General features: G+C 40.6%; 31 protein-coding genes, 1 riboswitch and 1 other annotated feature. Of the genes, 15 read left to right on the forward strand and 16 right to left on the reverse strand.

The features are described 5' to 3' along the window. The first annotated feature begins 11 nt into the window (after nt 1-11). The 3 genes from AC0VXV_RS02775 (at nt 12) to AC0VXV_RS02785 (ending at nt 1981) form a co-directional block, all read left to right on the forward strand. Nucleotides 12-962, forward strand: a complete 951-nt coding sequence (locus tag AC0VXV_RS02775) for an L-threonine 3-dehydrogenase (RefSeq protein ID WP_475530244.1) — start codon at nt 12-14, stop codon at nt 960-962. A 208-nt stretch (nt 963-1170) separates the two neighbouring features. Continuing rightward, nucleotides 1171-1857: a response regulator transcription factor gene (locus AC0VXV_RS02780; protein ID WP_475530245.1), complete on the forward strand. Its 687-nt coding sequence runs from the start codon at nt 1171-1173 to the stop codon at nt 1855-1857. Then, complete coding sequence (locus AC0VXV_RS02785; protein WP_475530246.1) at nt 1850-1981, forward strand: hypothetical protein; 132 nt, start codon at nt 1850-1852, stop codon at nt 1979-1981. The genes AC0VXV_RS02780 and AC0VXV_RS02785 overlap by 8 nt, the downstream gene beginning before the upstream one ends. A 26-nt stretch (nt 1982-2007) precedes the next feature. Here AC0VXV_RS02785 and AC0VXV_RS02790 read toward each other — a convergent pair whose 3' ends face one another. The 8 genes from AC0VXV_RS02790 to AC0VXV_RS02825 form a co-directional block, all read right to left on the reverse strand. Next, nucleotides 2008-2238, reverse strand: a complete 231-nt coding sequence (locus AC0VXV_RS02790; protein WP_475530247.1) for a sulfate permease — start codon at nt 2236-2238, stop codon at nt 2008-2010. Between the two features lie 147 nt (nt 2239-2385). Continuing rightward, nucleotides 2386-3165: a tryptophan synthase subunit alpha gene (gene trpA, locus AC0VXV_RS02795; protein WP_475530248.1), complete on the reverse strand. Its 780-nt coding sequence runs from the start codon at nt 3163-3165 to the stop codon at nt 2386-2388. Beyond that, nucleotides 3162-4349 (reverse strand): tryptophan synthase subunit beta, encoded by a 1188-nt coding sequence (gene trpB / locus AC0VXV_RS02800; RefSeq protein WP_475530249.1) that lies wholly within the window; start codon nt 4347-4349, stop codon nt 3162-3164. The genes trpA and trpB overlap by 4 nt, the downstream gene beginning before the upstream one ends. After that, complete coding sequence (locus AC0VXV_RS02805; RefSeq protein ID WP_475530250.1) at nt 4346-4963, reverse strand: phosphoribosylanthranilate isomerase; 618 nt, start codon at nt 4961-4963, stop codon at nt 4346-4348. The genes trpB and AC0VXV_RS02805 overlap by 4 nt, the downstream gene beginning before the upstream one ends. Beyond that, nucleotides 4960-5754, reverse strand: coding sequence for an indole-3-glycerol phosphate synthase TrpC (trpC, locus tag AC0VXV_RS02810; RefSeq protein WP_475530251.1), 795 nt, complete (start codon nt 5752-5754; stop codon nt 4960-4962). The genes AC0VXV_RS02805 and trpC overlap by 4 nt, the downstream gene beginning before the upstream one ends. Further along, nucleotides 5751-6788, reverse strand: coding sequence for an anthranilate phosphoribosyltransferase (gene trpD, locus AC0VXV_RS02815; protein ID WP_475530252.1), 1038 nt, complete (start codon nt 6786-6788; stop codon nt 5751-5753). Before trpD ends, trpC begins: the two co-directional genes overlap by 4 nt. 5 nt (nt 6789-6793) lie before the next feature. Beyond that, a complete protein-coding gene (locus AC0VXV_RS02820; RefSeq protein ID WP_475530253.1) occupies nt 6794-7777 on the reverse strand; it encodes a metal ABC transporter ATP-binding protein in 984 nt (327 codons plus the stop codon). Between the two features lie 122 nt (nt 7778-7899). Next, nucleotides 7900-8114, reverse strand: a binding site (T-box leader). A 178-nt stretch (nt 8115-8292) separates the two neighbouring features. Continuing rightward, nucleotides 8293-8778, reverse strand: coding sequence for a QueT transporter family protein (locus AC0VXV_RS02825; RefSeq protein WP_339175063.1), 486 nt, complete (start codon nt 8776-8778; stop codon nt 8293-8295). Between the two features lie 6 nt (nt 8779-8784). Further along, a riboswitch (PreQ1 riboswitch) is annotated at nt 8785-8829 on the reverse strand. A 287-nt stretch (nt 8830-9116) separates the two neighbouring features. Here AC0VXV_RS02825 and AC0VXV_RS02830 point away from each other — a divergent pair. From AC0VXV_RS02830 to AC0VXV_RS02840, 3 genes are all read left to right on the forward strand, one after another. Further along, a complete protein-coding gene (locus AC0VXV_RS02830) occupies nt 9117-10133 on the forward strand; it encodes an ABC transporter substrate-binding protein (protein WP_475530254.1) in 1017 nt (338 codons plus the stop codon). Nucleotides 10134-10229: 96 nt separating this feature from the next. Beyond that, complete coding sequence (locus AC0VXV_RS02835; RefSeq protein ID WP_475530255.1) at nt 10230-11270, forward strand: ABC transporter permease; 1041 nt, start codon at nt 10230-10232, stop codon at nt 11268-11270. Next, nucleotides 11263-12057: an ABC transporter ATP-binding protein gene (locus AC0VXV_RS02840; protein ID WP_079524586.1), complete on the forward strand. Its 795-nt coding sequence runs from the start codon at nt 11263-11265 to the stop codon at nt 12055-12057. The genes AC0VXV_RS02835 and AC0VXV_RS02840 overlap by 8 nt, the downstream gene beginning before the upstream one ends. Before the next feature lie 367 nt (nt 12058-12424). On the opposite strand, the gene ilvA is transcribed toward AC0VXV_RS02840, so the two are convergent. Next, nucleotides 12425-13693: a threonine ammonia-lyase IlvA gene (ilvA, locus tag AC0VXV_RS02845; protein ID WP_475530256.1), complete on the reverse strand. Its 1269-nt coding sequence runs from the start codon at nt 13691-13693 to the stop codon at nt 12425-12427. A gap of 360 nt (nt 13694-14053) precedes the next feature. On the opposite strand from ilvA, the gene AC0VXV_RS02850 reads away from it, so the two are divergent. Next, nucleotides 14054-14803, forward strand: a complete 750-nt coding sequence (locus AC0VXV_RS02850; RefSeq protein WP_475530257.1) for an SDR family NAD(P)-dependent oxidoreductase — start codon at nt 14054-14056, stop codon at nt 14801-14803. A gap of 135 nt (nt 14804-14938) precedes the next feature. On the opposite strand, the gene AC0VXV_RS02855 is transcribed toward AC0VXV_RS02850, so the two are convergent. The 4 genes from AC0VXV_RS02855 to thiD form a co-directional block, all read right to left on the reverse strand. Further along, on the reverse strand, nt 14939-16294 hold the full coding sequence (locus tag AC0VXV_RS02855; protein ID WP_475530258.1) for a YjiH family protein: 1356 nt from the start codon (nt 16292-16294) through the stop codon (nt 14939-14941). 281 nt (nt 16295-16575) lie between these two features. Beyond that, entirely contained in the window at nt 16576-17253 is a 678-nt protein-coding gene (bshB2, locus tag AC0VXV_RS02860; RefSeq protein ID WP_475530259.1) for a bacillithiol biosynthesis deacetylase BshB2, read from the reverse strand. A gap of 13 nt (nt 17254-17266) precedes the next feature. Beyond that, complete coding sequence (locus tag AC0VXV_RS02865; protein WP_008404569.1) at nt 17267-17617, reverse strand: YojF family protein; 351 nt, start codon at nt 17615-17617, stop codon at nt 17267-17269. A 218-nt stretch (nt 17618-17835) separates the two neighbouring features. Beyond that, entirely contained in the window at nt 17836-18684 is an 849-nt protein-coding gene (gene thiD, locus AC0VXV_RS02870; protein WP_475530260.1) for a bifunctional hydroxymethylpyrimidine kinase/phosphomethylpyrimidine kinase, read from the reverse strand. A gap of 162 nt (nt 18685-18846) precedes the next feature. On the opposite strand from thiD, the gene AC0VXV_RS02875 reads away from it, so the two are divergent. The 6 genes from AC0VXV_RS02875 (at nt 18847) to AC0VXV_RS02900 (ending at nt 23522) form a co-directional block, all read left to right on the forward strand. Then, the gene (locus AC0VXV_RS02875) at nt 18847-19530 is read left to right on the forward strand and encodes a uracil-DNA glycosylase (protein WP_475530261.1); all 684 of its coding nucleotides are present in this window, start codon (nt 18847-18849) and stop codon (nt 19528-19530) included. Nucleotides 19531-19595: 65 nt separating this feature from the next. Next, nucleotides 19596-19778: a uracil-DNA glycosylase gene (locus AC0VXV_RS02880; RefSeq protein ID WP_079524592.1), complete on the forward strand. Its 183-nt coding sequence runs from the start codon at nt 19596-19598 to the stop codon at nt 19776-19778. Then, entirely contained in the window at nt 19775-20047 is a 273-nt protein-coding gene (locus AC0VXV_RS02885; protein WP_475530262.1) for a YwdI family protein, read from the forward strand. The genes AC0VXV_RS02880 and AC0VXV_RS02885 overlap by 4 nt, the downstream gene beginning before the upstream one ends. Nucleotides 20048-20128: 81 nt before the next feature. Beyond that, nucleotides 20129-20509 carry a DUF423 domain-containing protein gene (locus tag AC0VXV_RS02890; protein ID WP_475530263.1) on the forward strand — a complete coding sequence of 127 codons (381 nt, stop codon included), beginning with the start codon at nt 20129-20131 and terminating at the stop codon, nt 20507-20509. A 134-nt stretch (nt 20510-20643) separates the two neighbouring features. Continuing rightward, on the forward strand, nt 20644-21840 hold the full coding sequence (locus tag AC0VXV_RS02895; RefSeq protein WP_475530264.1) for a M20 family metallopeptidase: 1197 nt from the start codon (nt 20644-20646) through the stop codon (nt 21838-21840). Next, complete coding sequence (locus tag AC0VXV_RS02900; protein ID WP_475530265.1) at nt 21837-23522, forward strand: methyl-accepting chemotaxis protein; 1686 nt, start codon at nt 21837-21839, stop codon at nt 23520-23522. The genes AC0VXV_RS02895 and AC0VXV_RS02900 overlap by 4 nt, the downstream gene beginning before the upstream one ends. Before the next feature lie 93 nt (nt 23523-23615). Here the strand turns inward: AC0VXV_RS02900 and gerQ are convergent, their stop codons facing one another. Next, nucleotides 23616-23936 carry a spore coat protein GerQ gene (gene gerQ / locus AC0VXV_RS02905; protein ID WP_079524597.1) on the reverse strand — a complete coding sequence of 107 codons (321 nt, stop codon included), beginning with the start codon at nt 23934-23936 and terminating at the stop codon, nt 23616-23618. 48 nt (nt 23937-23984) lie between these two features. Beyond that, a complete protein-coding gene (locus tag AC0VXV_RS02910; RefSeq protein ID WP_350478526.1) occupies nt 23985-24113 on the reverse strand; it encodes a hypothetical protein in 129 nt (42 codons plus the stop codon). Between the two features lie 232 nt (nt 24114-24345). On the opposite strand from AC0VXV_RS02910, the gene AC0VXV_RS02915 reads away from it, so the two are divergent. Next, nucleotides 24346-24516: a hypothetical protein gene (locus AC0VXV_RS02915; protein WP_475530266.1), complete on the forward strand. Its 171-nt coding sequence runs from the start codon at nt 24346-24348 to the stop codon at nt 24514-24516. A 100-nt stretch (nt 24517-24616) separates the two neighbouring features. Here AC0VXV_RS02915 and hemQ read toward each other — a convergent pair whose 3' ends face one another. Further along, nucleotides 24617-25354, reverse strand: coding sequence for a hydrogen peroxide-dependent heme synthase (gene hemQ / locus AC0VXV_RS02920; RefSeq protein WP_475530267.1), 738 nt, complete (start codon nt 25352-25354; stop codon nt 24617-24619). A 165-nt stretch (nt 25355-25519) separates the two neighbouring features. On the opposite strand from hemQ, the gene lipL reads away from it, so the two are divergent. Further along, nucleotides 25520-26347, forward strand: a complete 828-nt coding sequence (gene lipL, locus AC0VXV_RS02925) for an octanoyl-[GcvH]:protein N-octanoyltransferase (protein WP_475530268.1) — start codon at nt 25520-25522, stop codon at nt 26345-26347. Nucleotides 26348-26373 lie beyond the last annotated feature (26 nt).

The following is a 26373-nucleotide window of genomic DNA, read 5'->3' on the forward strand; positions in this document are numbered from 1 at the left end:
GAGGCTTCAGATTGAAGAAAATTATGGTGACCGGTGCTTTAGGTCAAATTGGTTCGGAATTAGTAGAGAAATTACGCCATACGTATGGCACAGATAATGTATTGGCAACAGATATTCGAAAAATTGATCAGCATGAAGGTCCATTTGAAGTATTGGATGTAACAGATGGAAAACGCATGCACACACTTGCCCATGATTTTGGTGCAGACACGATGATACACATGGCTGCATTACTCTCGGCAACAGCAGAAAAAAATCCGGTATTCGCCTGGAATTTAAATATGGGCGGTTTAATGAATGCACTTGAAGTGGCACGTGAACTGGATATGCAGTTTTTCACGCCAAGTTCAATAGGCGCATTCGGTCCTTCTACGCCAAAGGACAATACACCACAAGATACACTGCAACGTCCAACAACGATGTACGGTGTCAATAAAGTAGCAGGTGAGTTATTATGCGATTACTACTACACACGCTTTGGACTGGATACACGCGGTGTCCGTTTCCCGGGGTTGATTTCTTATGTGACGCCACCTGGTGGAGGAACGACGGACTATGCGGTAGATATTTATTATAAAGCTATTGCGGAAGGACGCTACACATCGTATATTGCAGAAGGTACGTATATGGATATGATGTATATGCCAGATGCACTGCAGGCCATTGTTGATTTAATGGAAGCAGACCCGGCAAAGCTTGAGCACCGCAATGCATTTAATATTTCAGCGATGAGCTTTGAGCCGTCTCAAATCGCAGCAGAAATTAAAAAGCATATTCCAAGCTTTACAATGGATTATGAAGTAGACCCGATCCGTCAGGCAATTGCCGACAGCTGGCCAAATGCAATCGACTCATCAGCAGCAATTGAGGAATGGGGCTTTAAAGCAAGCTACGATCTGGAAAAAATGACAGTCGATATGCTGGAAAAACTAAAATTACGACTAGCACAAAACGCGATTTAACTTATAGAAGCGAGTGAAACTCTTGCTGTCGGTAAATTCTTAGAGGCAAAGCTACGTGAAAATGTGAATGAAATTTATCCACAGCTCCAACTATAATTTGAAATGATCGGAACGCTCTGAATAACCGGGCGTTCCTTTTTTATTTTTTTACTAGAATAAAAAGGGAAGATGTGCAAAAATAATGGCAAGTTGATTTCAATTAAAGACGGTGCGGAAATTGCGGATTTTAGTAGCGGACGATGATCATACATTGTGTGAAAACATCGCGAAAATATTGAAGCTCGATTTTTATGTGGTTGATTCCGTATTTGATGGAGCAGAAGCGAAGGATTTAATCGATTACTATCAATATGATCTGCTCGTGCTCGACTGGATGATGCCGCAAGCTTTAGGAATTGAAGTTTGCCGGTATGCACGGAGCAAAGGGTTTGATGGCGGAATTTTAATGCTGACGGCAAAAGATGCAACGGAAAACATTATCGAAGGATTGGATAATGGCGCGGATGACTATATGGTGAAGCCATTTAAAATGGAGGAGCTTCGCGCAAGAGTCCGGGCACTGTTGCGTCGGAAAAACAAAATGGTGGAAGAGGAAATCAGTGTAGGGGCACTGAAGCTTAATAAAAACAAGCGGACCGTATTTATTGAGAATTTCGAAGTAAGCCTGACGAAAAATGAATTTCTGCTGCTCGAATACTTAATTGAAAACAGGGGACAAGTACTGACACATGAACAGATGATCGACTATATTTGGGATATTGATGATAATGCCAATACGAATACGCTGGCTGCGCTCATTCGCCTAGTACGCAAGAAAATCGATATGGAAGATGAGCCGTCCTATATTCAAAGCATTCGCGGACTTGGCTACAAATTGAGGGACAGCAATGTTTAGAAAAATAAAAATGCGCCTCACATGGATGAATGCCATCAGCTACTTTGTTTTTCTTGTGCTGATTTTAACTGTTTTCTATATATCCTTTGCGCATATTTTGAACAAAGTAAATGAAGAAGAGTAAATGAATAACAAAAACGGGAACGCATATTAACTAGCGTTCCCGTTTTTAACTGTATTGCCTTTAAAAAAGCGTTTAATCATCGTCAGGCCAAGATTAAAGAGGAAAATGATCAGCGCAACTCGAAAGAAAGCAACGAAATATTGCCAAACGGTTGTACTTTCAATAAAAAGGTTCGGCATATTATCGACTAATGCGTAAGTAAAATAACCCGCTAGCCCAATAAAAAACAAACCGGCAAAAAAATCCTTTACACTCATCTTTAACCTCCATTTAATATGATGTAATCAAAGGATACCATATAAAGGAAACATAATATATATAGAAGAAGTAGGGTGCAAAGATATGAAAAGAGAAGAGAAGGGGTCCTCCAATTCATCAAGTTGTTGCATCCTCTTAATAAGCGATTAAATCACGGCAGATTTCTTCGTTGCCTGTACAAGCACGTCGATTGTTGCCCAGTCCTGTTCAATGAGTGCCGTAACAATTTTACTGCCGACAATTACTCCATCCGCAATGTCGCCGAAGCTTTTAACATGTTCAGTTGTTGAAATTCCGAAGCCTGCTAACACGGGAATATTGCTCGCTGCTTTCAAGTTTGCAAAATGCCCGGCAAGTTCCGTGGCAAAGCTTGCACGTTCACCGGTAATACCATTTACCGTAACGGCATAGACAAAGCCTTCACTTGCTGCGGCTAACTTTTTGATGCGTTCCGGTGGGCTCATTAATGATACAAGCTGAACTAGTGCAATGCCGTTTTCCTTTAAAGCATCATGCAATAAAACACTTTCTTCAAAAGGCATATCCGGTACAATCAGTCCTTGAACACCACCAAGTTTTGCATCCTCTGCAAATGCTTCAATTCCATAAGCTAAAATCGGGTTTAAGTATGTCATGACAACGAGCGGAATATGGATTTCCTGTGCAAAGCTTTGCAGTTCATCCAGTACTTTTTTCAATGTTACACCGTGAGCAAGTGCACGTTCGCCGGCTTGTTCGATTGTTGGTCCATCCGCTACAGGATCTGTAAATGGAATGCCGACTTCAATTGCGGAAACCCCGATTTGCTGAAGCTTTAATATAGTAGGTTTTAACGTTTCAATCCCGCCATCGCCTGCCATAATATAAGGAACAAATGCTTTATCCCCTGCAGCTAATACGTTTTCAAGCTGTTTTTGCAATGTCATTTCACGCCACCTCCAAGTTTATCCATTAATGTGTGAACATCTTTGTCCCCACGTCCTGATAAGCAAACGACAACAATTTCATCCACAGGTCGGTTCTTGGCAAATTGACTTGCATAGTAAACGGCATGCGCGCTTTCCAATGCAGGCAAAATTCCTTCTGTTTCACATAACAGCTTCACACCTTCAAGAGCCTGTTCATCTGTAACAGAAGGGTAGGCTGCACGACCTGTTTCATGTAAATGGCAGTGTTCTGGTCCAACTCCAGGATAATCAAGTCCCGCTGAAATGGAATGCGCTTCTTGAACAAAACCGTTATCATCCTGTAATAAATACATGAACGCACCGTGAAGGACACCTGTTTTCCCGACATGAATTGCTGCGGCATGTTTGTCTGTATTGACACCTGAACCTGCAGCTTCTACACCATATAATGCGACATCCTGATCTTCCACAAACGGATAGAACATTCCGATTGCATTACTGCCGCCACCGATACAAGCAATAACTGTATCCGGAAGACGTCCTTCCTGCTGTAAAATTTGGGCACGTGTTTCATCCCCGATGACACGTTGGAAATCACGGACAATTGTAGGGAAGGGGTGTGGCCCAAGTGCTGACCCTAAAATGTAATGCGTATCCTCTATATGAGTAACCCAGTGACGCAACGCTTCATTAACCGCATCTTTCAATGTAGCGGAGCCTTTTTCTACGGCAACAACTTTTGTCCCGAGCAGCTCCATACGGAAAACGTTCAATTGCTGCCGGCGCACATCTTCTGCCCCCATGTAAACAATGCATTCCATATCAAGCAATGCACACGCAGTTGCTGTTGCGACACCGTGCTGACCTGCACCTGTTTCAGCAACAATTTTTTTCTTCCCCATACGCTTTGCTAAAAGTGCCTGACCAATCGCATTATTTATTTTATGTGCGCCAGTATGATTTAAATCTTCACGCTTTAAATAGATTTTCGCACCGCCGACTTTTTCCGTTAAACGCTCCGCAAAATAGAGGGGAGTTTCACGTCCGACATATTGCTTTAAATAATAATCAAGTTCTTCCTGAAAAGAGGGATCTTTTTTTGCTTCCTCATATGCAAGCTCCAATTCCTCAAGTGAAGTCATCAATGTCTCGGGCACAAATTGACCGCCGAATCGCCCGAAACGTCCTTTTACTGTCGTCATAAAATCAACTCTCCTTTTGCTGTTTCAATAAAATTCGTAATCGCTGCTGAACTTTTTCGACCATCTACTTCTACACCACTTGAAACATCTACCGCAAATGGCTCGACAAGCATAATCGCAAGTCCAACATTTTCTTCATTTAAACCACCTGCCAAAATGACTTTTTCAAGCGGAATTTTTACCTTATCGAGCAGCATCCAGTCAAAGGACTTTCCGCTCCCTCCACGGAAGTCAGTTCCAGGCGCATCGAACAAATAGTAGTCCACATCATATGTCGCCGCACGTGTCACATCCTCTTCACTACGAATCGAGAACGCTTTAATTGCCGGCAGTCCGATTTCCTGAATATGCTCGGGCGTTTCATCCCCGTGGTACTGGATATAATCGAGTCCGACTTCATTTGCAATTTGCCGAATAGTGGCTGGCTCTTCATTGACAAAAACCCCGACTTTTTTGACCGTACTCGGAATTGCCTTTGCCAGTACCACTGCTTCCTCTACCGTAATGCGTCGTTTACTGGGCGCAAACATAAATCCGATAAAATCAGCACCTGCTTTGACCGCTGTTTCTACATGTTCGATTTCTTTTAAACCGCAAATTTTTACTTTTGTCATCGATTTTCGCCAACCTTTGCTGTTATGTCGATTTGTAGTGCTTTAAGTGAATTTTTGACGTCTTCGCTGCGCATTAATGCTTCGCCGACTAATATTCCTTTTGCGCCAGCATTCGCCACAAACTGTGCATCTTCCGGACCTAAAATTCCGCTTTCACTAATAAATGCTATCGGTAATGGGGGAAGAAGCTGCGCAATTTCAAGTGTCGCTGATAGTGAAACATCGAATGTTTTCAAATTTCGGTTATTCACTCCGATAATGTTTGCTCCAATGGCAAGGGCACGCTTTAATTCATCGGCATCATGTACTTCAACGAGCACTTCTAGCAGTTGTTGTGTCGCATAGGCGTAAAGGGATTTCAGCTGGTCATCTGTTAATGCTGCGACTATCAACAGGACAACCGATGCGCCGGCAGCCTTCGCATAGTCGATCTGCACTTCATGAATGATGAAGTCTTTACATAAAACCGGGATGTTTACAGCATTTGCAACTGCATTTAAATCTGCATAGCTTCCTTTGAAAAATGCGCGTTCTGTCAGTACGGAAATACAAGCAGCACCTGCTTCTTCATATTGTAAAGCTTGCTCAACAGGGTCGACTTCTGTCGCAATATCGCCTTTAGAAGGGGAGGCACGCTTCATTTCCGAAATTACTTGCAATGAATTGGCTGATATCAATGTTTCATATAAAGAAGGACGGACCTTATCAATTTTTAAAAACACAGGCTTTGTCGAAAGCAATTGTGGCAGCTCAGTCTTTTTTTGGTCAATAATACGGTCTAAAATCGTCATTTTACTGGTTCCTCCTGCATTTGTTTTTGGCTATAAGCAACGATATTTTCTAACTTTTCATAAGCGCGTCCGGATAAAATACTGTCCTTTGCCATATCGATACCTTCCTTCATCGTCTCGGCAAGTCCATATGCGAAGAAGCCAATGCCGGCATTTAAAAGAACCGTATCAAAATACACGCTTTGTTTTCCTTTTAGTAAGTCACGCATAATATCCGCATTTTCTGCAGGAGTACCACCACGAATTGCAGAAAGTGGCTGAGCGGCTAAACCGACATCTTCAGCACGTAGTTTAAATGGAATCATGTCTCCGCGGTCTAACAGTACAAAAGTGTTTTCACCATCCAGTGATGCTTCATCCATTCCTTGTGCACCAGATACGACGATTGCACGCTCACGTCCTAACATATGGAGCACTTCCGCATAATCCGTCGTGAAGTTCGGTCGGTTAATGCCGACAAACTGTGTTTTTAGCGGCACAGGGTTTGTTAGGGGACCGACTAAATTAAAAATCGTCGGCTTGCCAATTGCCTGTCGTACTTCACCGATCCGTTTTAATTTCGGATGCATGTTTGGAGCATGTAAGAAGGCGATACCGTGCTGTTTGAGCAATTCGGATGTTTGTTCGATATTTGGCAGAAGCGTAATGCCAAGTGCCTCCAACACATCCGAACTTCCTGAAGCACTCGATACTTTTCGGTTGCCGTGCTTTGCTACTGAAATACCTCCACCTGCCAATACAAACGCGGAAGTCGTACTAATATTGAAGCTTTGAAGTCCATCGCCGCCTGTACCGCAGTTATCAATATAAATGCCTTCGGGTACGTCGACAGCAACTGCATGTGATTTCATAACAGAAGCTAAACCAGCAACTTCATGTGCTGTTTCTCCTTTTGCGCTCATCGCCGTTAAAAATGAGGCGATCTGTTCTTTCGGTGTTTGCTCATTAAAAATAAGCTGTGCCGCCTGCTGCATTTCCTCAAAAACTAAGTGCTCTTTTCGCTCAATCTGTTCAATGTATGGAAGTAAAGACATGTTCATCATCCTTTCAGTAAAGAGTGGAATGGCGCTTCTTCCTCTGCTTCCGAGTGAAGCTGTGCGACATTTCCTTGAATTATTATCGTTTGTTCAGGTGTCGTGAAATCGACCTGACCATTAAAGCCGATATAGCCGATCAAGCCTTGTGCAGGTAATAGCCCTTTCACGACATCGATGGCATGAAGGGGAGGGCTTAATGTACTTGTTGTAACATTTGCAAGATGCTGCACCGAATTTTCTGTACTATAGAGTTCGATTGACGGTGCGTCATTCGTAACGGAAATATTCCCGTTCCTTACTTGCATGTAGTTTGATTTTGATGTGCCGATTACTGTGCAATCATCAAATTCAACATAGTACATATATGGTGCAGTGTGTTCGACGCGCATTTTTCGATAAAGGGAAAGGGCCTCTCCAGTAAATTGTGCGCGATAACGTCCATTTTCCTCTTTTTCGACATGTTGTAATGTATAGGAAAACTGTTCAGGTGTTGGTGTTGTAAACAGCTGTTCAATCAATTGATCAATGTTTGGTTCTACTTGTTCTGCTTCAATATTTGTATGGAAAACAGCGATTTCATCTGTTAAATGATCAAAAATAACGAGTGTATCGTAAACATGAAACTGCAGTTCAGGTAATGGCTTTTGCAATGCGTGAATATATCCAATTCCGCCACCTGTAAACGGATATTCTGTATGTGATGAAATACGCGGCATCACTTGCTTTAATAGTTGGATCAGCTCGCCTTCATATGTGTAGGCTTTATTGGAATGATGGGCATGATCTAAAAGCTGATCATCTGTCCCGATATACGTTTTCCGCGGGTTAACACCGATGAACGAATAGCGTCCATTGCCATCATATTTAGAGGAACTTTCCAATAAAAACTTCCGTTCACCTTGCAGTCGCTGGAAAATAGAAATCGGTGTCAGTAAATCCCCATTTACTTTTTTCATTGATGTGCGAAAATGTTGCTGAACTACCATTTGAAACACTCCTTTTTTGAAATAAACTACGCCTTTACGATTCAGATTATTTAGCAATCTTGTAATTAATTTAAAGCTTTGCTGAATAAAAAAAAACGTCCTCAGCAAAAGAATTAACTTTTGCTGAGGACGATCTGCACCGCGTTGCCACCTCGTTTGAAGCAAACCAAAAAAACCTTGCTTCCACTTAAACCTGATAACGGCAGGATACCGTCCGCCGACTAGCGCCAGCAGCTTTCATAAGGCCCATTCACATTTACCTTTTGGCGTATTTTCACCAGCCATACGCTCTCTGGACAAAACGATAAATGCTACTCTTCTTATTCAACAATTTACTCAACTAAGCTCAACTAAACGAAAACGGTGGTCACGCTCCCGCAACCTGCTACCGTAAATAACATTTGAATTATGCTTTATTCTAACACTGTAAAATGAAATGTCAAACAATTCTAAAATGTTTTCACTAAATAAAAAACCAGCTGACATAAAAAAGTCAGCTGGTGAAAAAATCGATATTAGATTAATTTTTTGAAATCCAATCGTTTATTTAAAGTGTACATAATCGGTGCTCCAACCGCCAATACAACAAATTCGCCAAATGCTACAAACAGCCAAGTTTCCCAGAATGGGAAGCCAAGCACGATATTCAACTGTGCTGCAATGATAAACATTGTAAACGTAAATAGCGTTGTATTAATGATCAGACGAGCCCAAATATTTTTCACAAACTTACAAATGAATATGAAAATTCCCAGTGTAATAATCGTATGTCCGACACCAAATACTAAATCGATTGGACCGATCGAAGACATCAGGAAATTGGAAATAAATACACCTAAAACAACACCTAACATATAGCGCGGATTAAATGCGACTAAATGGTTAAAGATTTCGGCAATACGGAACTGTACTTGCCCAAAGCTAATTGGCGCAACAAGCATTGTGACAGCAATATATAATGCTGCAATAATGGCACTCGCTGCAATAAACTTTACCTTCATATAAAATTCCTCCTAGTTTTTTAACGTGGGATGGTTACGAACCACGCAAAGCAACTGCAATCATAGCAATATTAAAAATAAATGTAAAGATTTATAGGACTTTTTTTTCAATAAAACCTCAAAAAAATTACTAAGTGTAAAAAGTTCAACAAACCGCGTTGCTTAGCGGTTTAAAGTGTATTAACTAAATTCCAAAATAAGGCTCATTACCTAGAATAAATTCAGAACATTCTAAATGTTATTGACTATATAAATATGACGCGGTAATATTATTTCAATACTTCATCCAAATGAAGTTCGGCGCTTTAAATCGATAAAGTTAACTAGGGGGAAATAAGATGAGAAAAAATTTAATGAAGCTGTCCTTTTTACTATTCGGGCTTCTTTTATTATTAGCTGCTTGTGGCGGGGAAGAGAGCGAGACATCTTCGAACGAGACGTCAAATGGCGAGGCTGTAGATACAGCTAAAGCTGATAGCGATAAGACTTTTAAAATCGGAACAACACAAATTGTTGAGCATCCATCATTAGATGCAGCAAAAGAAGGATTTAAAAAAGCAATTGAAGATGCAGGTATTAAAGCAGAATACGTAGACAAATCTGCAAACAACGATAACAGTGCGAACATGACAATCGCCCAGCAGTTAGTCGGGGATAATGTAGATCTGATTTTTGCTAACTCAACACCTTCAGCACAGGCGGCAAAAAGCGCGACTTCTGATATTCCGGTTATCTTTACATCGGTAACGGATGCAGTAGGTGCGGAATTGATCGAGTCAATGGCAACACCTGGTGCTAACGTAACAGGTACGATTGATTTACATCCGGAAACAATGCCGAAAACAGTAGCCTTCCTAAAGGAATTAGGGGCAAAAAATGTAGGGATGGTATATAACGCTGGTGAGCAAAACTCAGTTGCACAAATTGCGGCAGTAAAAGAAATTGCAGCAAAAGAAGGCGTAACGATTGTGGAAGCAGCGGTATCTGCTTCATCTGAAGTACGCCAGGCAGCAGAGTCACTAGTAGGAAAAGTAGATGCATTTTATATTATTACAGATAATACGGTCGTATCGGCACTTGAATCCGTAATCGAGGTAGCAGATGCAAACAAATTACCGCTTATTGTTGGTGAGCTTGATTCAGTAGAGCGCGGCGGTTTAGCAGCATACGGTTTCGAATACTACGATATCGGCTATGAAGCGGGACAAATGGCAGCACAAATTTTATTAGAAGGCAAAACACCTTCAGAAGTTCCAGCAGCGTACCCGGCTAACTTAAAACTAGTAATCAATAAAGCTGCTGCAGAAAACTTAGGCTTGGAAATTAAGCCTGAATGGGAAGCAGAAGTGCAATAGTTCATTTTTATACCAAAAGCAAGTCAGCCTAAACAGGTATAAAATGTTTAGGCTGACTTGCTTAAAACTTTTAAAAAAGTCAGGAGATGATTCGAGATGTTTACAGCTATGTTTGGGTCAGTGGAGCAAGGGATCATCTATGCAATTATGGCACTTGGGGTTTATTTAACATTCCGTGTGCTGGATTTTCCGGATTTAACGGTTGATGGAAGCTTTGTAACGGGGGCAGGTACAGCAGCAATGATGATCGTGCTTGGCTATAACCCGATCCTTGCCACATTGGTCGCAACAGTTGCTGGATTTATTGCTGGATGTATGACTGGGATTTTACACACTAAAGGGAAAATCAATCCTCTGCTTGCAGGGATTTTAATGATGATCGCCCTCTATTCGATTAATCTTCGAATTATGGGATTAAGCTCAGATACCGGTGTAACACGACCAAATATTCCACTATTAAATTCAGAAACAGTTTTTTCGACGTTCGGTTCTTTCTGGTCGAATTTAGGCATTGACTCAGCAATTACGAACCTATTGAAATCAATGGGGTTAGCTTCTGTTCCAGCAACTTGGGGAATTTTAATTTTAATGGTTGTTGTTACGACGATTATTAAACTAGTAGTAGACTGGTTCTTAAAAACAGAAATCGGTCTTGCAATCCGTGCAACAGGTGACAATAAACGAATGATCCGCAGCTTTTCGGCAAATACCGATTCACTAGTCATTTTAGGACTGGGAATTTCAAACGGTATGGTGGCATTATCGGGTGCATTAATTGCCCAGTATACAAAGTTTGCCGATGTCGGATTAGGTATTGGTATGATTGTTGTCGGTTTAGCATCTGTAATTATCGGTGAAGCAATTTTCGGAACAAAGTCGATTGTTCGTGTCACATTTGCAGTTATTGCCGGGGCAATAATTTACCGAATGATTTACGCATTGGCGTTACGTGTAAAATGGCTTGACTCAGGTGATATGAAACTAATTACGGCGGTTATCGTTATTTTAGCGCTAGTAATCCCGCAAATCGTAGGGAAATATAAAGAGAAAAAGAGAAAAGCAAAACGTTTGGAAGAACGTCTCGCATTACAGCAGGCAAAAATAGATATGGAGCAGGGAGGGAAGAGCCTTGCTTAAATTAGATGGCATTAATAAAGTATTTAATGAAGGAACACCCGATGAGAAAATTGCACTGGACAATATTAACTTGCATTTGGCACCAGGTGATTTCGTTACAATTATCGGCAGTAACGGTGCCGGAAAATCGACAATGATGAATATGATTTCAGGAGCATTAACACCAGATTTCGGCTCTGTCGAAATTAACGGCAATGATTTAACCCGCTTGCCAGAATATAAGCGTGCTGTCCATATCGGTCGCGTATTCCAAGATCCGATGGCAGGAACAGCACCAACGATGACAATTGAAGAAAACTTGGCGATTGCCTATTCACGTAACACGAAGCGTTCATTACGATTCGGAGTCGATAAAAAGCGTCGTGAGTTTTTCAAAACGTCATTGGAAAAACTCCATTTGAATTTGGAAAACCGTTTATCGGCTAAAGTCGGATTACTATCAGGCGGGGAACGTCAGGCATTAAGTTTATTAATGGCGACATTTACAAAGCCTTCGATTTTACTGCTTGATGAACATACAGCTGCACTGGATCCATCACGCGCTGAACTTATTACAAAGCTGACAAAAGAGCTTGTCGAGGAAAGCCGACTGACGACACTGATGGTTACGCATAATATGCAGCAGGCCCTCGATTTAGGGAATCGCCTCATTATGATGGATAAAGGGCAAATCATTCTGGAAGTCGGTGAAGACCGTAAACAGGACTTGACGATTCCGGATTTAATGCACGAATTTGAACAAATTCGCGGCGAAAAAATGAATTCAGACCGCGCATTATTAGGATAAATGAAAGTTCCGGACAGATATCGGGCTTCTTTTAATGAGTAAACAATAGCTTGAATTAAAACTTGATTAATTGATTGGAGTGAAGGGGCGAGTGTAGCTGACGATTACGCCTTTCGCTACAAGATTTTCTCTGTGACGAAAGCGTAAGCGACAGTCACAAGCAAGCTTCCTGGGGGATAAGCGTGACGCCTGAGACTAGGAACAAAAGCTAAAAACGCCACGTCCTGTGGCAACGCTTTTGTGACCAACATCGTGTTGGCCTCACGCTCCCGGAAAGCGTCCCCGTAACAGAAATCAATTTTTAGAAGCAAAAGACTCAATTTTCTCTTGGAGAAAATTGAGTCTTTAAATTTTTTAACAATACTATTTACACAAGTAACGCAAACAGCGTACTGTCGTTATTTACTTCTTTATACTCAAAACCGTTTGCACGCATACGTTCAATTAATCCTGCATGGTCTTCGCGGTGTGCAAGCTCAATGCCGACCAATGCTGGACCACTTTCTTTATTGTTCTTCTTCGTATACTCAAATGTTGTAATATCATCGTTCGGCCCAAGCACTTCCGTTAAAAATTGGCGTAATGCTCCTGAACGCTGAGGGAAACTTACAATAAAGTAGTGTAGCAGTCCTTCATAAATTAGCGAGCGCTCTTTTATTTCCTGCATGCGTCCGATATCGTTATTTCCACCAGAAATAATGATGACAACCGATTTTCCGCGAATTTGCTCTGCGTAAAAGTCGAGTGCTGCAACTGACAATGCTCCAGCAGGCTCCGCAATAATTGCATGCTTATTATAAAGATCTAAAATAGTCGTACATACTTTGCCTTCCGGAACGGCGATAATATCATCCAAATAGTGACGGCACACTTCATATGTATCATGTCCAACACATTTAACAGCAGCCCCATCAACGAATTTATCGATCGTATCTAGTGAAACCACTGCTCCGTTTTGGAAAGCAGATTTCATGCTAGCTGCACCGGCTGGCTCAACACCGATAACTTTACTCGAAGGAGATAAGTTTTTAATGTATGAAGAGACACCTGACATTAAGCCGCCACCACCGATACTGCCAAATACATAATCGATCGGTTCTTCGATGTCATTCATAATTTCGACCGCTACTGTACCTTGGCCAGCCATTACGTCTGGATCATCGAATGGATGAATAAAAATGCGGTTCTCCTGTTCACAATAGGCAAGTGCGCTTTCCGCAGAGTCATCAAAAGTATCTCCTGCCAGCACAATTTCAACAAAGCTTCTGCCAAACATCCGTACTTGATCAATCTTTTGTTTCGGTGTTGTTTTCGGCATAAAGATTGTCGCTTTAATTTCCAACTTTGCGCACGCATAGGCAACACCTTGTGCATGGTTGCCAGCACTTGCACAGACGACACCTGAAGCACGAGCCTCAGTTTCGATTTTTTTAATTTTATAATAGGCACCACGTAATTTAAATGAGCGAACATGCTGCAAATCTTCACGCTTAAAGTAAATTTTTGCACCATACTTTTCTGATAAATATTCGTTTAATTGCAGGGGTGTATGTACAACAACGTCTTTTAAAAAATGATGTGCGATTAATACGTTTTCTACTGCAATCGTATTCGGTTGAGTAACTCCCATTTCCATGTAACCTCCGTCATCTGATTAAAGATTATATTATTCTATCATAAATTTATGTCGTAATGGTGTAAAAATTCTGTAAATTATGAAAATTCATCAATACGCCATAATGAAAGCGATTTAATAGAGAAATCTAGCATTTATTCAGACAAGATTTTCTTCAAATTGATAACGCGTACTAAATTTCATTGAAGTGCATATCCATGAGCGGAACAGGTAAAGCTTATGTATGAACCAAGTCGTAAATCACCTCCCAATGTTTAGTTGAAAAACAAAGGGGAAAAATAAATTATTGTGGCAGGACAATTTTGCGGATAGGAAAAAATTATTGGTAACGTCCAAAATTATATTTCAGGAGGAATAGCGATGACTAAAACAGCGATTATTACAGGTGGAGGCAGCGGGTTAGGACAGGCAACTGCAATTCGTATGGCTCAAGAAGGTATTAATATTGCGGTAGTGGATGTCAGTGAAAAAGGAGGAAACGAAACAGTTGAACAAGTAAAAGCACATGGCGTAGATGCTATTTTCATTAAAGCGGATGTATCAAAAGCTGAGGAAGTAAAAAACTATGTGGATGAAACAGTGAAGCATTTTGGTTCGATTGATTACTTCTTTAACAATGCAGGGATTTCCGGCAGCGGTAAATTCTACTTAGATACTACGATTGAGGAAATTGAACAAATTGTCGCCATCAACCTGCTTGGGGCACTTTATGGTGTACGCTATGTGGCGGAAGTAATGCTGAAAAACGGTGGTGGTTCCATTGTGAATACGGCTTCAAGTGCCGGTGTAATTGGACAGGATTCCGTTGTTACATATTCGGCAACGAAACACGGAATTGTCGGTTTAACAAGAAGTATGGTAGCGGAATACGCGAAAGACGGACTGCGCGTGAATGCGATCGCACCAGGGCCGACTGAAACACCAATGGTAAAAGCCTTTTATGAAGCAAATCCGCAAATGAAGGAAAATGCTACAGGCGGAATCCCGCAAAAACGTTTAGGTACACCAGAGGAAGTAGCAGAGCTTGTAACCTTCCTGTTAACTTCAAAAGCAGAGTATATTAATGGGGAAGTTATTCGCATCGACGGCGGCTTCACAAGCACGAAATAATAAAAAATTCCAATGGAGAAGACAAAAATCTTCATAAGAAACGGATATTTTAACGTACAGCGAAAAAACACCATTTTTCTCTCTGGGAGAGAAAAATGGTGTTTTTGGGTTAGGCTCCAGCCCTTTATTGTTTAATTAAAATAAAAGATGCGCAATTGCTGCGATAATTGGAATTGAGATGATTGTACGGACTAAGAAAATCATAAATAAATCCCAAAGCTTTAATGGAAGTTTCGTACCTAAAATCAGTCCGCCCACTTCCGACATGTAGATTAACTGTGTAACCGATACTGTCGCGATGAAGAAGCGTGTCATTTCAGATTCAATGCCGGCACCTAAAACTGAAGGTAACAGCATATCCGCAAAACCGACAATCATCGTTTGTGCAGCTTCACCGGCTTCAGGAATTTGCAGAAGCGCTAAAATCGGCTCAAACGGCATCCCTAGAATACGGAAGAAGCTAGTAAACTCGGCTAACACTAATGCGATTGTTGCGAACGCCATAATAATTGGTGTTACCGCAAACCACATTTCCAGTACATTAATAAATCCGTTTTTAACCATTTTACCTAAGTTACGGTTAGAATCAGCTTTCGATAAAGCATTGTGCAATCCATAGGAGAATACATTATAGCCTTCTTGTACATCTTCACGGTTTGCAGGAACGTGTGAGCCATCAATTAAAGTATCCGCCTTTTGTTTTAACGGATAAATACGAGGCATAATGAATGCTAAAATTAATCCGCAAAGAATGACAGACGCATAAAACTCGATAAAGTAATCACCAATGCCGATTGTTTCAACTACAACTAAACAGAATGTAATCGATACGACCGAGAAAGTTGTCGCGATTGTCGCAGCTTCACGGCCAGTATAATTTTTTTCTTCATATTGCTTGCTTGTAAGCAATACGCCGATTGTGCCATCGCCAACCCAAGAAGCGAGACAGTCAATGGCAGAGCGTCCTGGGATTTTGAATATGGGACGCATAATTTTTACCATCATTGAACCGAAGAACTCGAGTAAACCGAAGTCTGTTAATAAAGGCAACAATAAACCGGCAAATAAAAACAGTACAAACATGAAAGTTACAAGACCGGATGCCGGATCAAGTAGCACACCTGTTGTAACGTCACTTGTTAAACTCTCAGGTCCAATTTGGAAAATGTACATACTTGCAAATACAACTGCAAATACACGCATGATTGTCCAGAACCAGTTTACACGGAATAATGAATCAACGAGTGTACGTTGTTCTTTTTTTTGCGGAATAAACTGCATTACGACAGATCCTGCCGCCGCAATAATAAATACGATGAATGCGAACCAGTGAATGAAGGGCTCCACTTTACCTGCCAAAAAGTTCGCAAGAATCGCAATCGGTACTTTTATGCCGTCTTCTGTACCAATCGGTGTAATAAATAGAAAGACACCAAGTGCAGAAAGGGCAATAAATAGAAACCAAGTATAAGAAGAAAATTTTGTTTTCATATATGATAACCTCTTTGAATGTTAGTTTGAATATTTATACACTATAAAACGTGTTTATTCATTTGTCTACTGTTTTACATAAAGATTAATATTTCTGAAAACTATACCGATTAAAAAATGAATATAATTAGGCACGCGAAAGGTTTAAACGTAATAATCATCATATTTTCGAAGAAATAAGCTAAAATTGAACCGAATAAAAATACAAGAGATGAATAAGAGAAAAAAGGACGCCTGCAAATCCAAAAATATGCAAACGTCCTTGAAATTATAAATATACATTAATCATTGAATGTTACAGTATAAAACCTTTCGTGGCTTAACCAGTTATCTAGTGAGACATCACCGGTATCTACCCGTTTTTCTGCGTCTTGAATCATCCAGGCAGTTTGAGAAGCATGTGCTTTCAAAGCTTTTAACTTATCTGCTTTGACAGACGAGATTTCGATTGTAACATCCGGCTCACCGTTTTTCTCGACTGTGTCATTCGCAAATGCACAAGCTAAAATACGAGGGCGATACTGTTTATCGATACGACGTACTGCTTCGACCACAGCGCGTCCAGTTGCTTCATGATCGGGATGGACAGCAAAGCCAGGTAAAAATGTGAAGATTAGTGATGGATTCAGCTCGACAATCAAATCATTAACGAGCTTGACCATTTTTTCATCGTCTTCAAACTCAACTGTTTTGTCACGTAAACCCATCATACGCAAATCACCGATACCCATTGCCTCACAGGCCTCCACAAGCTCTTTCCGGCGGATTTCGGGCAATGACTCACGCGTTGCGAATGGAGGATTTCCCAAGTTTCGTCCCATCTCGCCTAATGTTAAACAAGCATATGTAACAGGAACTCCCATGTTGTGGTATAAGCGTAATGTACCTGCAACTGAAAATGCTTCATCATCCGGGTGCGGATAAACGACTAAAACGTGACGTTCTTCTTGTAATGTCATATAAGCGACCTCCTTAATAAGCAAATGGCGTTTCGCTGATTTCTAATGCAACCGCCAGCTTTCCAGTATTATCTAAACCAGCCATTAGTAATCGGCCCTGATCGTCCAGTTCAAAATGTGTAATTCCTTGTGCGTAAACCCAGCCATGCGGCATTTTAAGTCCGACACGGTGTGGGGCGTCTCCTACAACTTTTCCTAATTCATAGCGTATTTGTACATTGCGGATAAATGCGCCTGCATTGAAAAAGCCTTCATTGTAATGTGTTGCATAAGAGCCGTTTGTAGTTTCTAGATGAATAAAAACGTCTTTGTTCGCAAAAGAATTAATTAACTCCTGGAGCTCGTTAGTATTTACTTCCTTCATCACTCTTATTAACTCCTTTCGAATCTTTCTATTAATAGTATAGTCAAATATATTCGACTGTGAAACGAAAAAGTCACACAAGAATCGAGTTCTTGTGTGACGTCAAATCAATTACGCCTCAGCGTAATTGCGTCCGGATTCGGCTTTGCGCTGAAGCAAAGACCTCATTACCGAATCTGTGACATCCGCCGGAGGCAAAACTTCTACTTGTAGAAGTTTTATGCATGTAGATAGTTTGGAATTGTTGTAACAGTAATTTCAGGTGCACCGAAACGTGGTTTTGCCCCGTGCATTACTGGTCCAACATGTTCATTTAAAGCCCATCCGTGTTTAATCGCCGCTGAAACGAATTCTTTCGCTTCAATAACCGATTCCTCAACAGAAAGACCATTTGCTAAGTTTGCACAAATACTCGCTGCAAAAGTACAGCCTGCCCCATGATTATAAGTAGAAGAAACTTTTTCTGTTTCTAATAATTTAAATTCTACTCCATTATAGAACAAATCAACGGCTTTATCATGTACTAAGGCTTTTCCACCTTTAATTACAACATTTTTCGCGCCAAGCTCATGGATTTTCACAGCGGCAGCTTGCATTTGCTCGATTGTTTTCGGCGTTGTTGTGCCTGCCAGCTGTCCTGCTTCGAAAAGGTTAGGTGTGACAACTGTTGCATAGGGTAATAAATATTTAATCATTGCTGTCGTGTTGCCAGGGTTCAATACTTCATCTTCGCCTTTGCAGACCATTACAGGATCAATGACGATTTTATCTGTACCGGAAGCTTGAATCGCTTTTGAGGCCGTTTGAATAATTTCTTCAGTTGAAAGCATGCCTGTTTTAATGGCATCGACACCTGTTGAAAGGGCTGTATCGATTTGTTTTTGTAATAATTCTGTCGGTAGTGGTGTGACTGAGTGGCTCCAAGTTTTCGGATCCATTGTCACAACTACTGTCAATGCGACCATTCCGTATGTGCCATGTTCTTGAAAGGCTTTTAAATCGGCCTGCATACCTGCGCCTGCAGAAGTATCAGAACCGGCAATTGTTAAAGTTTTTTTAATTGTCATATAGCATATCTCCTTAAAGTGAAAATTCGAATTATAATTAGGTTAAGTATAACGTCTAGCTGACTATATAAAAATAGTCAGAAAACAAAAAATCTGTAATGCCAGATAAATCACTTGAACTTCTGCAGCAAATTCAATAGGGTTTAAAATGAGGTGGAAATTATGATGGAACAGTTGATGAATAGTTGGAAAGATTTATTGGCTCGAGAAGCAGAGCAGCCGTACTATAAAATTCTTGAAACATTTTTAGAGAGACAATACAAGGAAGAGACAGTTTATCCGCAGCAGGAGAATATTTTCAATGCCCTCCAGTTAACGGATTACGAAAATGTAAAAATAGTCATATTAGGACAAGATCCGTATCATGGTCCGAATCAGGCACATGGATTAAGTTTTTCGGTTGAAAAAGGGCAAAAATTGCCGCCGAGTCTAAAAAATATGATGAAGGAACTGCAGCAGGACATTGGCTGCGAAATCCCGGAACATGGTGACTTAACGTCGTGGGCAAAGCAGGGTGTATTATTATTAAACACCGTTTTAACTGTACAGGCAGGCAAAGCCAATTCCCATAAAGGCCAAGGTTGGGAACAGTTTACGAATGCTATTATTGAACATCTCGCAAAACGTGAACAGCCAATTGTATTTTTATTATGGGGAAAACCGGCGCAAAGTAAACGGATTTTAATTGAACGAATTTCAGATAAACATATTATTTTGCAATCACCACATCCGAGTCCGTTAAGCGCACACCGCGGCTTTTTCGGAAGTAAACCATATTCAAAAGCAAATGAAGCACTCCTGTCTTTAGGTCAACAGCCGATTGAATGGTGCTTAGCGAAGAAATAGGGAAACAAGCTAAACTTTTGCCTAAAAGCATGGTAAAGTATTGATAGAAAGAGAGGGAACGGCAAATGAAAGTAGATTGCTTTAAATGCCAGCATTTTCGTGTGACATGGGATCAGTTTAATCCGCGCGGTTGCACTGCATATGGCTTTAAAACGAAGCAGCTGCCATCTCTCGTTGTAAAACAGTCTTCGGGAATGGACTGCTTAAAATTTGTACCGAAAAATAGAGAAGGTGGGCAAAAGCGATGATTACGTATGAATCGATTGTTAAGCAAATTGAAAAATTGACAACAGAAGCAGCACATGCGTCGACAGAACAACAAGCCCGTGAAAAGCTTGCGGCAATTCGTGCGCTATGTGATGTCGTTTTAGACGAAAAAATCAGTTCGCCAAAACCTGCTTCCATAAATAGCATGAGCACAACGATCTCGTCACCCGTATACACGCAACCGGTCGCAATTCCAACACAAAAGCTCGAAGAAGAAGATGCAAACGGCGACTCATTGTTTGATTTCTAACAGAGAGATACGCCCGTTCGGAATGGAATCCCCCTATTATAGGGATGAAATCTGTAATAGAAAAAGAAAGAGGTAAAAGAAATGAAAAGTTCGATTATATCTGGCGCAATTCACGGTTTTTTAGCAGTTGCCTTAGGCGCCTTTGCAGCACATGCACTGGAAGATATGCTCGATGATTATAGTGCCGGCATTTGGGATACAGCAATCCAGTATCAAATGTTTCATGCAACAGCACTTATTTTGGTCGGTATTTTAATGTCAAAAGCTATTTTCGGTGAAGTGAAGCAGTTAAAAATAGCGACGTTCTGCTTTAATGCAGGTATTATAATCTTCGCGGGAAGCCTAATGGTATTAGCCTTAACAGGTATCGGTGTACTAGGTGCCATTACTCCTATCGGTGGTGTATTCTTTTTAGTGGGCTGGATTATGGTTATAACGGCAGTAGTAAAAAAGGCTCAATAAAATTCGCAGCATATACTTCTTGGAATGGAAGTATATGCTTTTTTTATTATTTTATTAGGAAAATCAAATCTTTTATCTAAATTATTTGAATTTATTGTATAGTTATAAAGTAAGAGAGTAAAGGGGTAAGAAAAATGGACCAATTATTATTAAAGTTAGAAGAAAATTTTGAAGAGATGGTAATTATTCGACGCTATTTACATGAGCATCCGGAACTATCCCATCACGAAGTACATACACCTGCATATATTGCCAATTTCCACCGTGAATTAGGTTTGGAAGTTCGAGAATATGTAGGAGGACGTGGAGTTGTAGCCACATTAAAAGGAGCAAAACCAGGAAAGACGGTAGCTTTACGTGCGGATTTTGATGCATTGGCAATTCAGGAACTAAATGATTTTCCTTATAAATCAAAAAATGATGGAGTAATGCATGCATGCGGCCATGATGGTCATACGGCAACATTACTCATTTTGGCGAAAGCCTTGACAGAAATGCGGGAACATCTATCCGGTAATATCGTGTTTATCCATCAGCATGCAGAAGAGCTTGCTCCAGGTGGGGCAAAGGCGATGATTGAAGATGGCTGTTTAGACGGTGTGGACGTAATTTTCGGAACACATTTATGGGCACCTACCCCTTTAGGAGAAGTGCTTGTACGAGAAGGAGCCATTATGGCGGCGGCAGACCGGTTTGAAATTGTGATCCAAGGAAAGGGGGGACACGGTGCGGAACCACAGCATTCAGTTGACGCAATCGTTGTTGGTGCACACTTTGTCACTCAATTGCAGACAATTATTTCGCGCCGTGTTGCACCACTTGAATCAGGTGTAGTGACGGTCGGGCAATTTGAAGCGGTCAATCCGTTCAATGTCATAGCGGATACAGTAAAAATTCAAGGGACTGTACGTGCCTTTGATGAACAAGTACGAAAACAAATGAAAGAGGAAATCGAATTATTATTGAAAGCGACATGTTTAGGAATGCATGCTGACTATCGTTTTGAATATTTCGATGGATACCCGCCTGTAATCAATCATGTAGCCGAAACACAATTTGTAGCTCAAATAGCAAACGAAACACCAGGTGTTGAAAAGGTTACAGTTTGTCCTCCGTTTATGATAGGGGAAGATTACGGCTACTATATGCAGCATGTGCCAGGAACTTTCTTCTTTACAGGAGCAAAGGATCCGGAGTGGGAAACGGTATATCCGCATCATCATGCCCGGTTTGATTTTGATGAACGGGCAATGCTTATCGCTGCAAAAGTTTTAGGACAGGCAACATTGGAATTTCTTTTAAATGAACAACGAGAAGAGGAATCAACATGAGTGTAGGGAAAAGGTTAAATGCTGCACTAATTATAATGATCATATTAATTATGATTACAGTAGTACTTAACTATATGAGTTTGAAAAATATACAAGGAAATATGGATGAAGCACTCAACTACCGGGTAGAGCAGATTCGTTCCGTAGACAAAATCCGTTTTAATGTCGCGATGCAAGGAATGTATGTGCGGGCACTTGTTTTTGATGGAAAAGAAGAATCTGCCGAAAGCTTTAAGCAGTACAACGAATTACTGGATCAGGAGATTGAATATTTAAGTACACTAGTATCAAGCGATACGATGAAAGAACTGATGGAACAAATCATCAAATACCGGGATGACTTTAATTACGGTTATCTTGATATGATGGATGCTTTCGAACGGGGAGATCAAATACTCGCAAACGGTTTTATTAATACAAAGCTGCGCGCAGCAAGTGATGGAATGTTCGATGCAACAGCTCAAATGGTAGAGTATCAGGAAAATAAGCTCGATGCGATTAATACGAAAACAGATGATTCATTTGCCTTCTCTGTTTTAGTTGCCGGTATTGCTTTAGCGATCAGTGTCCTTATTGGCATACTTGTTATGATATATATACGTAAAACAATTATTTCTCCATTGAATGGTATTGTAAATGAAGCGAATATTATTGCAGCAGGGGATTTATCGCAGCAAGATATTGTAGTGAAGACGAAAGACGAAATTGGCCAGTTAGGCAATGCGTTCAATTTGATGAAAAACAATTTATCGAACCTGATCAAAAATATTCAGGTTAACTCAGAGCAAGTAAATGGCGCAGCACAGGAACTTTCGGCAAGCACCGAAGAAATATCGGCGACGACGGAAGATGTAACGGTGCGCGTAAATGATACAGCTGAAAGAGCACAAATTTCTGCACATGCATCAAATGAAAGTGCCCGTGCAATGGAAGAAACAGCAGCAGGAGTACAACGTATTGCTGAATCAACGCAAAAATTGCTTGGAAATTCGGTTGATGCGACACAGACAGCTAAAGACGGTGGGCAAATTATTTATAATGCCCAACAACAAATGAGTATTATCAGTTCATCAACAAACTCTGTAAATGCCCTAGTGCAAAAACTGGCCCAGCAAACAGAGGAAATTAATAATATATCCCAACTTATCACATCGATTACAGATCAGACGAATTTATTGGCATTAAATGCAGCGATTGAAGCCGCGCGTGCCGGAGAACATGGAAAAGGGTTCGCTGTTGTAGCGGATGAAGTGCGGAAGCTGGCCGAACAATCGAAATCATCCGCCAACTCAATTGTAAACTTAACACTTGAAATTAAAGCAGATACGGAAAATGTGGAACGTGCCGTATCAGATTCCTTAGTTTCTGTAGAAGATGGCGTGAAGATTATTTCAAATGCCGGGGAATCATTTACAACGATTGTAGATGCAGTGACACAAATGTCGATGCAAATTCAGGAAATTTCAGCTACTTCCGAAGAGCTTTCTGCAAGTGCAGAGCAGGTGACAGCATCGGTTAATGAAATTGCCCTAAGTTCAAATGAATCAAGCGGCAATTTGGAGATGATTGCGGCAGCAGTAGAGGAGCAAACCGCTACAATGCATCAAGTAAATGCAGTAGCCGTATCACTAAGCGACAATGCACAAACACTCCAACAGGAAATTCAGCAGTTTAAAGTATAACTATTCAAAACGGTACCTTATATAGGTGCCGTTTTTGCTGTTACACGGTTTTTCTGCAAAAAAAAAGGCGCTTAATGAGGCGCCTTACTTTTATTATGGTTGCTGTGTAAAGTAACTTAATTCTTCATCGAACTCCGCATAGTCAAAGTAAATCATCGGGAACAGGAAGCGATGGTTATTTTTCAAATCGCGTAAAATTACATGGTCTCGGCCGGCTGCTTCTACAACCCCACGAACCGCCCGTGTATTACTTCCAGCTACCGCATTATCAAATGAAAAATAAAACGTACCAGGTTTACCTCTGTTTAATCGTAAAATATTCTCGATATAGGATTCCTCACGTGGAAAGCCTACTCCTTGCATGCCTTGCATAGTTGTAGGCATCGGAACCGTCGCAGGATTCATCTGTTGCATTGGAGACGTCCAATAATAAGTCAATTTTGCATCCTTTCATAAATAAAATTAATATACTGCAGTCATCGGCACAAGAAACAGTAAACGAAGAAATGGCTGCTGTTTCTCTGTCTTCACACTAAGCAGGGCACTTGCATCACCTTCTGCCGCACTGTAACCGAGAAAGAAGGGCGGCATGTAAACCTTTTATTTGAAGTTTAGGCGTTCGATGTGACCTCCTTTTTCGATTTAGTATATGCATAAATAAAAAAAATGAACACCAAAAGCAGTGTTGTTTTTTGACCATACAACATACAATAGGATATCTAGTTTAGTTATATGTAATATATTTCAATGAAATGGGTAAAGATAAAGTAAATAAATGAGAGATTGTTGCCGGTGTTGACGAAAAGCGCGGGAGTGGCACATCATGAAAATAGGGGTTTGGTTAGGCATAATAATTAGCGCATTATTGTCCTATGCGGTTGCAATTTTTTACGAACAGCCGATACATTGGTATTTATTGGTTCTTCTGATCGTCATCGGCTTATTCATTAATACAATTATTATAATTTTAAAAATGCAGGATGATCATACGTGAAAGATGGGTCGAAATAAATCGACTCATCTTTTTACGTTTTAGGGAAAAAATAAACCCGTTCAACCCTGGGTGTTTGGGTAAGGAACGGGTTTATAAGTCATTAAATCGCTAAAAGTTTTTCAAGTTTTTCATTGTCTAGCAAGTTACCAACTAGGAACTCGCCGAATTCGCCGTAGCGTGCTGAAACTTCGTCAAAACGCATTTCGTAAACGATCTTCTTGAATTGAAGCATATCATCAGAGAATAATGTAACGCCCCACTCATGATCATCTAAACCGACAGAACCTGTAATGATTTGTTTGATTTTACCTGCATAGCTGCGGCCGATTAGACCGTGATCATACATCAATTTTTTACGATCTTCCATTGAAAGCATGTACCAGTTGTCATTGCCTTCACGTTTTTTATCCATTGGATAGAAGCATACGTAGTTTGACTTTGGCAGTTCGGGATATAAACGCGCACGAACATGCGGGTTTTGATATGGATCTTCATCTGATTTACCTGCTAAATAGTTCGATAATTCGACTACAGAAACGTAAGAATACGTTGGAATTGTAAAATCGGCAATCGCCAATTTCGCGAATTTTGTTTCGATTTCATTTAGTTCTTCAGGTGTTTCACGTAAAGTCATAATCATGAAATCCGCTTTTTGGCCAATAATTGAGTAAAAAGCATTCGAACCTGTATCTTTATTTAAGTCTTCTAAAAATGCGATAAATTCTTTTGTAGCGGCTTCGCGTTCTTCAGCCGAAACTAATTTCCATGATGCCCAGTCCATTGAGCGGAAATCATGTAATGCGTACCAGCCGTCTAATGTAATTGCTGCTTCATTCATCTGTTTAAACACTCCTTGTAAATGAAAATGATTCACAATTAGTGTAGCATAGTTTCAGGAAAAAATATCATTTCAAAGCTGTAAATTCCGTCAATTCACCAATTTGACATGACTTTAAAATACGGTATGCTAAAGTGAGGAAAAATTAGGCTAGGAGTATAAAATATGAATGATATTTTGCAGCAAACAATGTGGCGTTTTATCGATCAGTCGATCAGCGCGAATAAACGCTCGCCATTGGAGTCCTTTGCGATGGATGATACACTATGCCATCTTGTCGGTCAGAAAATGACCAATTCAACAATACGTACATGGGTCCATCATGACGCAGTAGTTCTCGGAATCCAGGATCACCGATTGCCTTATATTGAGCAAGGAATGGATACATTGAAGAACAGTGGTTATGAGCCGATTGTCCGCAACTCTGGAGGACTGGCGGTCGTATTGGATGCGGGAGTTTTAAATATTTCGATTGTACTAAATGAGGACAAATCGCTAAGTATTAATAATGCGTTTGAAATGATGGTTGCATTGATTCGTCAGTTATTCCCTGAAATTGCAACGAAAATAGAAGCATATGAAATTGTTGGTTCTTATTGTCCAGGTTCATATGATTTAAGTATAGGTGGTCAAAAATTTGCCGGTATTTCACAGCGTCGCATGAAAAACGGGATTGCTGTTCAAATTTATTTATGTGTGGAAGGCAGCGGCAGTGAGCGTGCGGAACTGATTAAACGTTTTTATGAGAATGGTCTGCAAGGCGAGAAAACGAAATTTGAGTATCCGGATATCAAGCCGGAAGTCATGGCTTCACTTCAACAACTGACAGGGCAAAGCGTGACAGTATTCGAAGTGAATGAAAGACTTCGCAATCTATTGAGCCAAAAGAATGGCCAGCTGTTTGAACTGCCATTGCAGCAAGAGGAAATGGAATTGTATAACTACTATTTAGAACGCGTGTTCAAACGCAATGAATCGATGCTAAGTAAATAAGTGAAGAAATAAAAAGAAGGCGAGGT

It is taken from the genome of Solibacillus sp. iso_87 (assembly GCF_056173085.1).

Coding starts and splice junctions, on each gene's coding strand:
- AC0VXV_RS02895 (WP_475530264.1), top strand. CDS start 20,644: ATGGACCAATTATTATTAAAGTTAGAAGAAAATTTTGAAGAGATGGTA.
- trpD (WP_475530252.1), bottom strand. CDS start 6,788: ATGTCTTTACTTCCATACATTGAACAGATTGAGCGAAAAGAGCACTTA.
- AC0VXV_RS02880 (WP_079524592.1), top strand. CDS start 19,596: ATGAAAGTAGATTGCTTTAAATGCCAGCATTTTCGTGTGACATGGGAT.
- ilvA (WP_475530256.1), bottom strand. CDS start 13,693: ATGGAAATGGGAGTTACTCAACCGAATACGATTGCAGTAGAAAACGTA.
- thiD (WP_475530260.1), bottom strand. CDS start 18,684: ATGACAATTAAAAAAACTTTAACAATTGCCGGTTCTGATACTTCTGCA.
- AC0VXV_RS02850 (WP_475530257.1), top strand. CDS start 14,054: ATGACTAAAACAGCGATTATTACAGGTGGAGGCAGCGGGTTAGGACAG.
- AC0VXV_RS02835 (WP_475530255.1), top strand. CDS start 10,230: ATGTTTACAGCTATGTTTGGGTCAGTGGAGCAAGGGATCATCTATGCA.
- AC0VXV_RS02875 (WP_475530261.1), top strand. CDS start 18,847: ATGATGGAACAGTTGATGAATAGTTGGAAAGATTTATTGGCTCGAGAA.
- AC0VXV_RS02915 (WP_475530266.1), top strand. CDS start 24,346: ATGAAAATAGGGGTTTGGTTAGGCATAATAATTAGCGCATTATTGTCC.
- AC0VXV_RS02805 (WP_475530250.1), bottom strand. CDS start 4,963: ATGACAAAAGTAAAAATTTGCGGTTTAAAAGAAATCGAACATGTAGAA.
- AC0VXV_RS02865 (WP_008404569.1), bottom strand. CDS start 17,617: ATGAAGGAAGTAAATACTAACGAGCTCCAGGAGTTAATTAATTCTTTT.
- AC0VXV_RS02855 (WP_475530258.1), bottom strand. CDS start 16,294: ATGAAAACAAAATTTTCTTCTTATACTTGGTTTCTATTTATTGCCCTT.
- AC0VXV_RS02825 (WP_339175063.1), bottom strand. CDS start 8,778: ATGAAGGTAAAGTTTATTGCAGCGAGTGCCATTATTGCAGCATTATAT.
- AC0VXV_RS02900 (WP_475530265.1), top strand. CDS start 21,837: ATGAGTGTAGGGAAAAGGTTAAATGCTGCACTAATTATAATGATCATA.
- AC0VXV_RS02830 (WP_475530254.1), top strand. CDS start 9,117: ATGAGAAAAAATTTAATGAAGCTGTCCTTTTTACTATTCGGGCTTCTT.
- trpB (WP_475530249.1), bottom strand. CDS start 4,349: ATGACGACAGTAAAAGGACGTTTCGGGCGATTCGGCGGTCAATTTGTG.
- trpC (WP_475530251.1), bottom strand. CDS start 5,754: ATGACGATTTTAGACCGTATTATTGACCAAAAAAAGACTGAGCTGCCA.
- hemQ (WP_475530267.1), bottom strand. CDS start 25,354: ATGAATGAAGCAGCAATTACATTAGACGGCTGGTACGCATTACATGAT.
- AC0VXV_RS02820 (WP_475530253.1), bottom strand. CDS start 7,777: ATGGTAGTTCAGCAACATTTTCGCACATCAATGAAAAAAGTAAATGGG.
- trpA (WP_475530248.1), bottom strand. CDS start 3,165: ATGACATTGCAAAAACAGCTTGAAAACGTATTAGCTGCAGGGGATAAA.
- AC0VXV_RS02910 (WP_350478526.1), bottom strand. CDS start 24,113: ATGCCGCCCTTCTTTCTCGGTTACAGTGCGGCAGAAGGTGATGCAAGT.
- AC0VXV_RS02785 (WP_475530246.1), top strand. CDS start 1,850: ATGTTTAGAAAAATAAAAATGCGCCTCACATGGATGAATGCCATCAGC.
- AC0VXV_RS02890 (WP_475530263.1), top strand. CDS start 20,129: ATGAAAAGTTCGATTATATCTGGCGCAATTCACGGTTTTTTAGCAGTT.
- AC0VXV_RS02885 (WP_475530262.1), top strand. CDS start 19,775: ATGATTACGTATGAATCGATTGTTAAGCAAATTGAAAAATTGACAACA.
- lipL (WP_475530268.1), top strand. CDS start 25,520: ATGAATGATATTTTGCAGCAAACAATGTGGCGTTTTATCGATCAGTCG.
- AC0VXV_RS02790 (WP_475530247.1), bottom strand. CDS start 2,238: ATGAGTGTAAAGGATTTTTTTGCCGGTTTGTTTTTTATTGGGCTAGCG.
- gerQ (WP_079524597.1), bottom strand. CDS start 23,936: ATGCAACAGATGAATCCTGCGACGGTTCCGATGCCTACAACTATGCAA.
- bshB2 (WP_475530259.1), bottom strand. CDS start 17,253: ATGACATTACAAGAAGAACGTCACGTTTTAGTCGTTTATCCGCACCCG.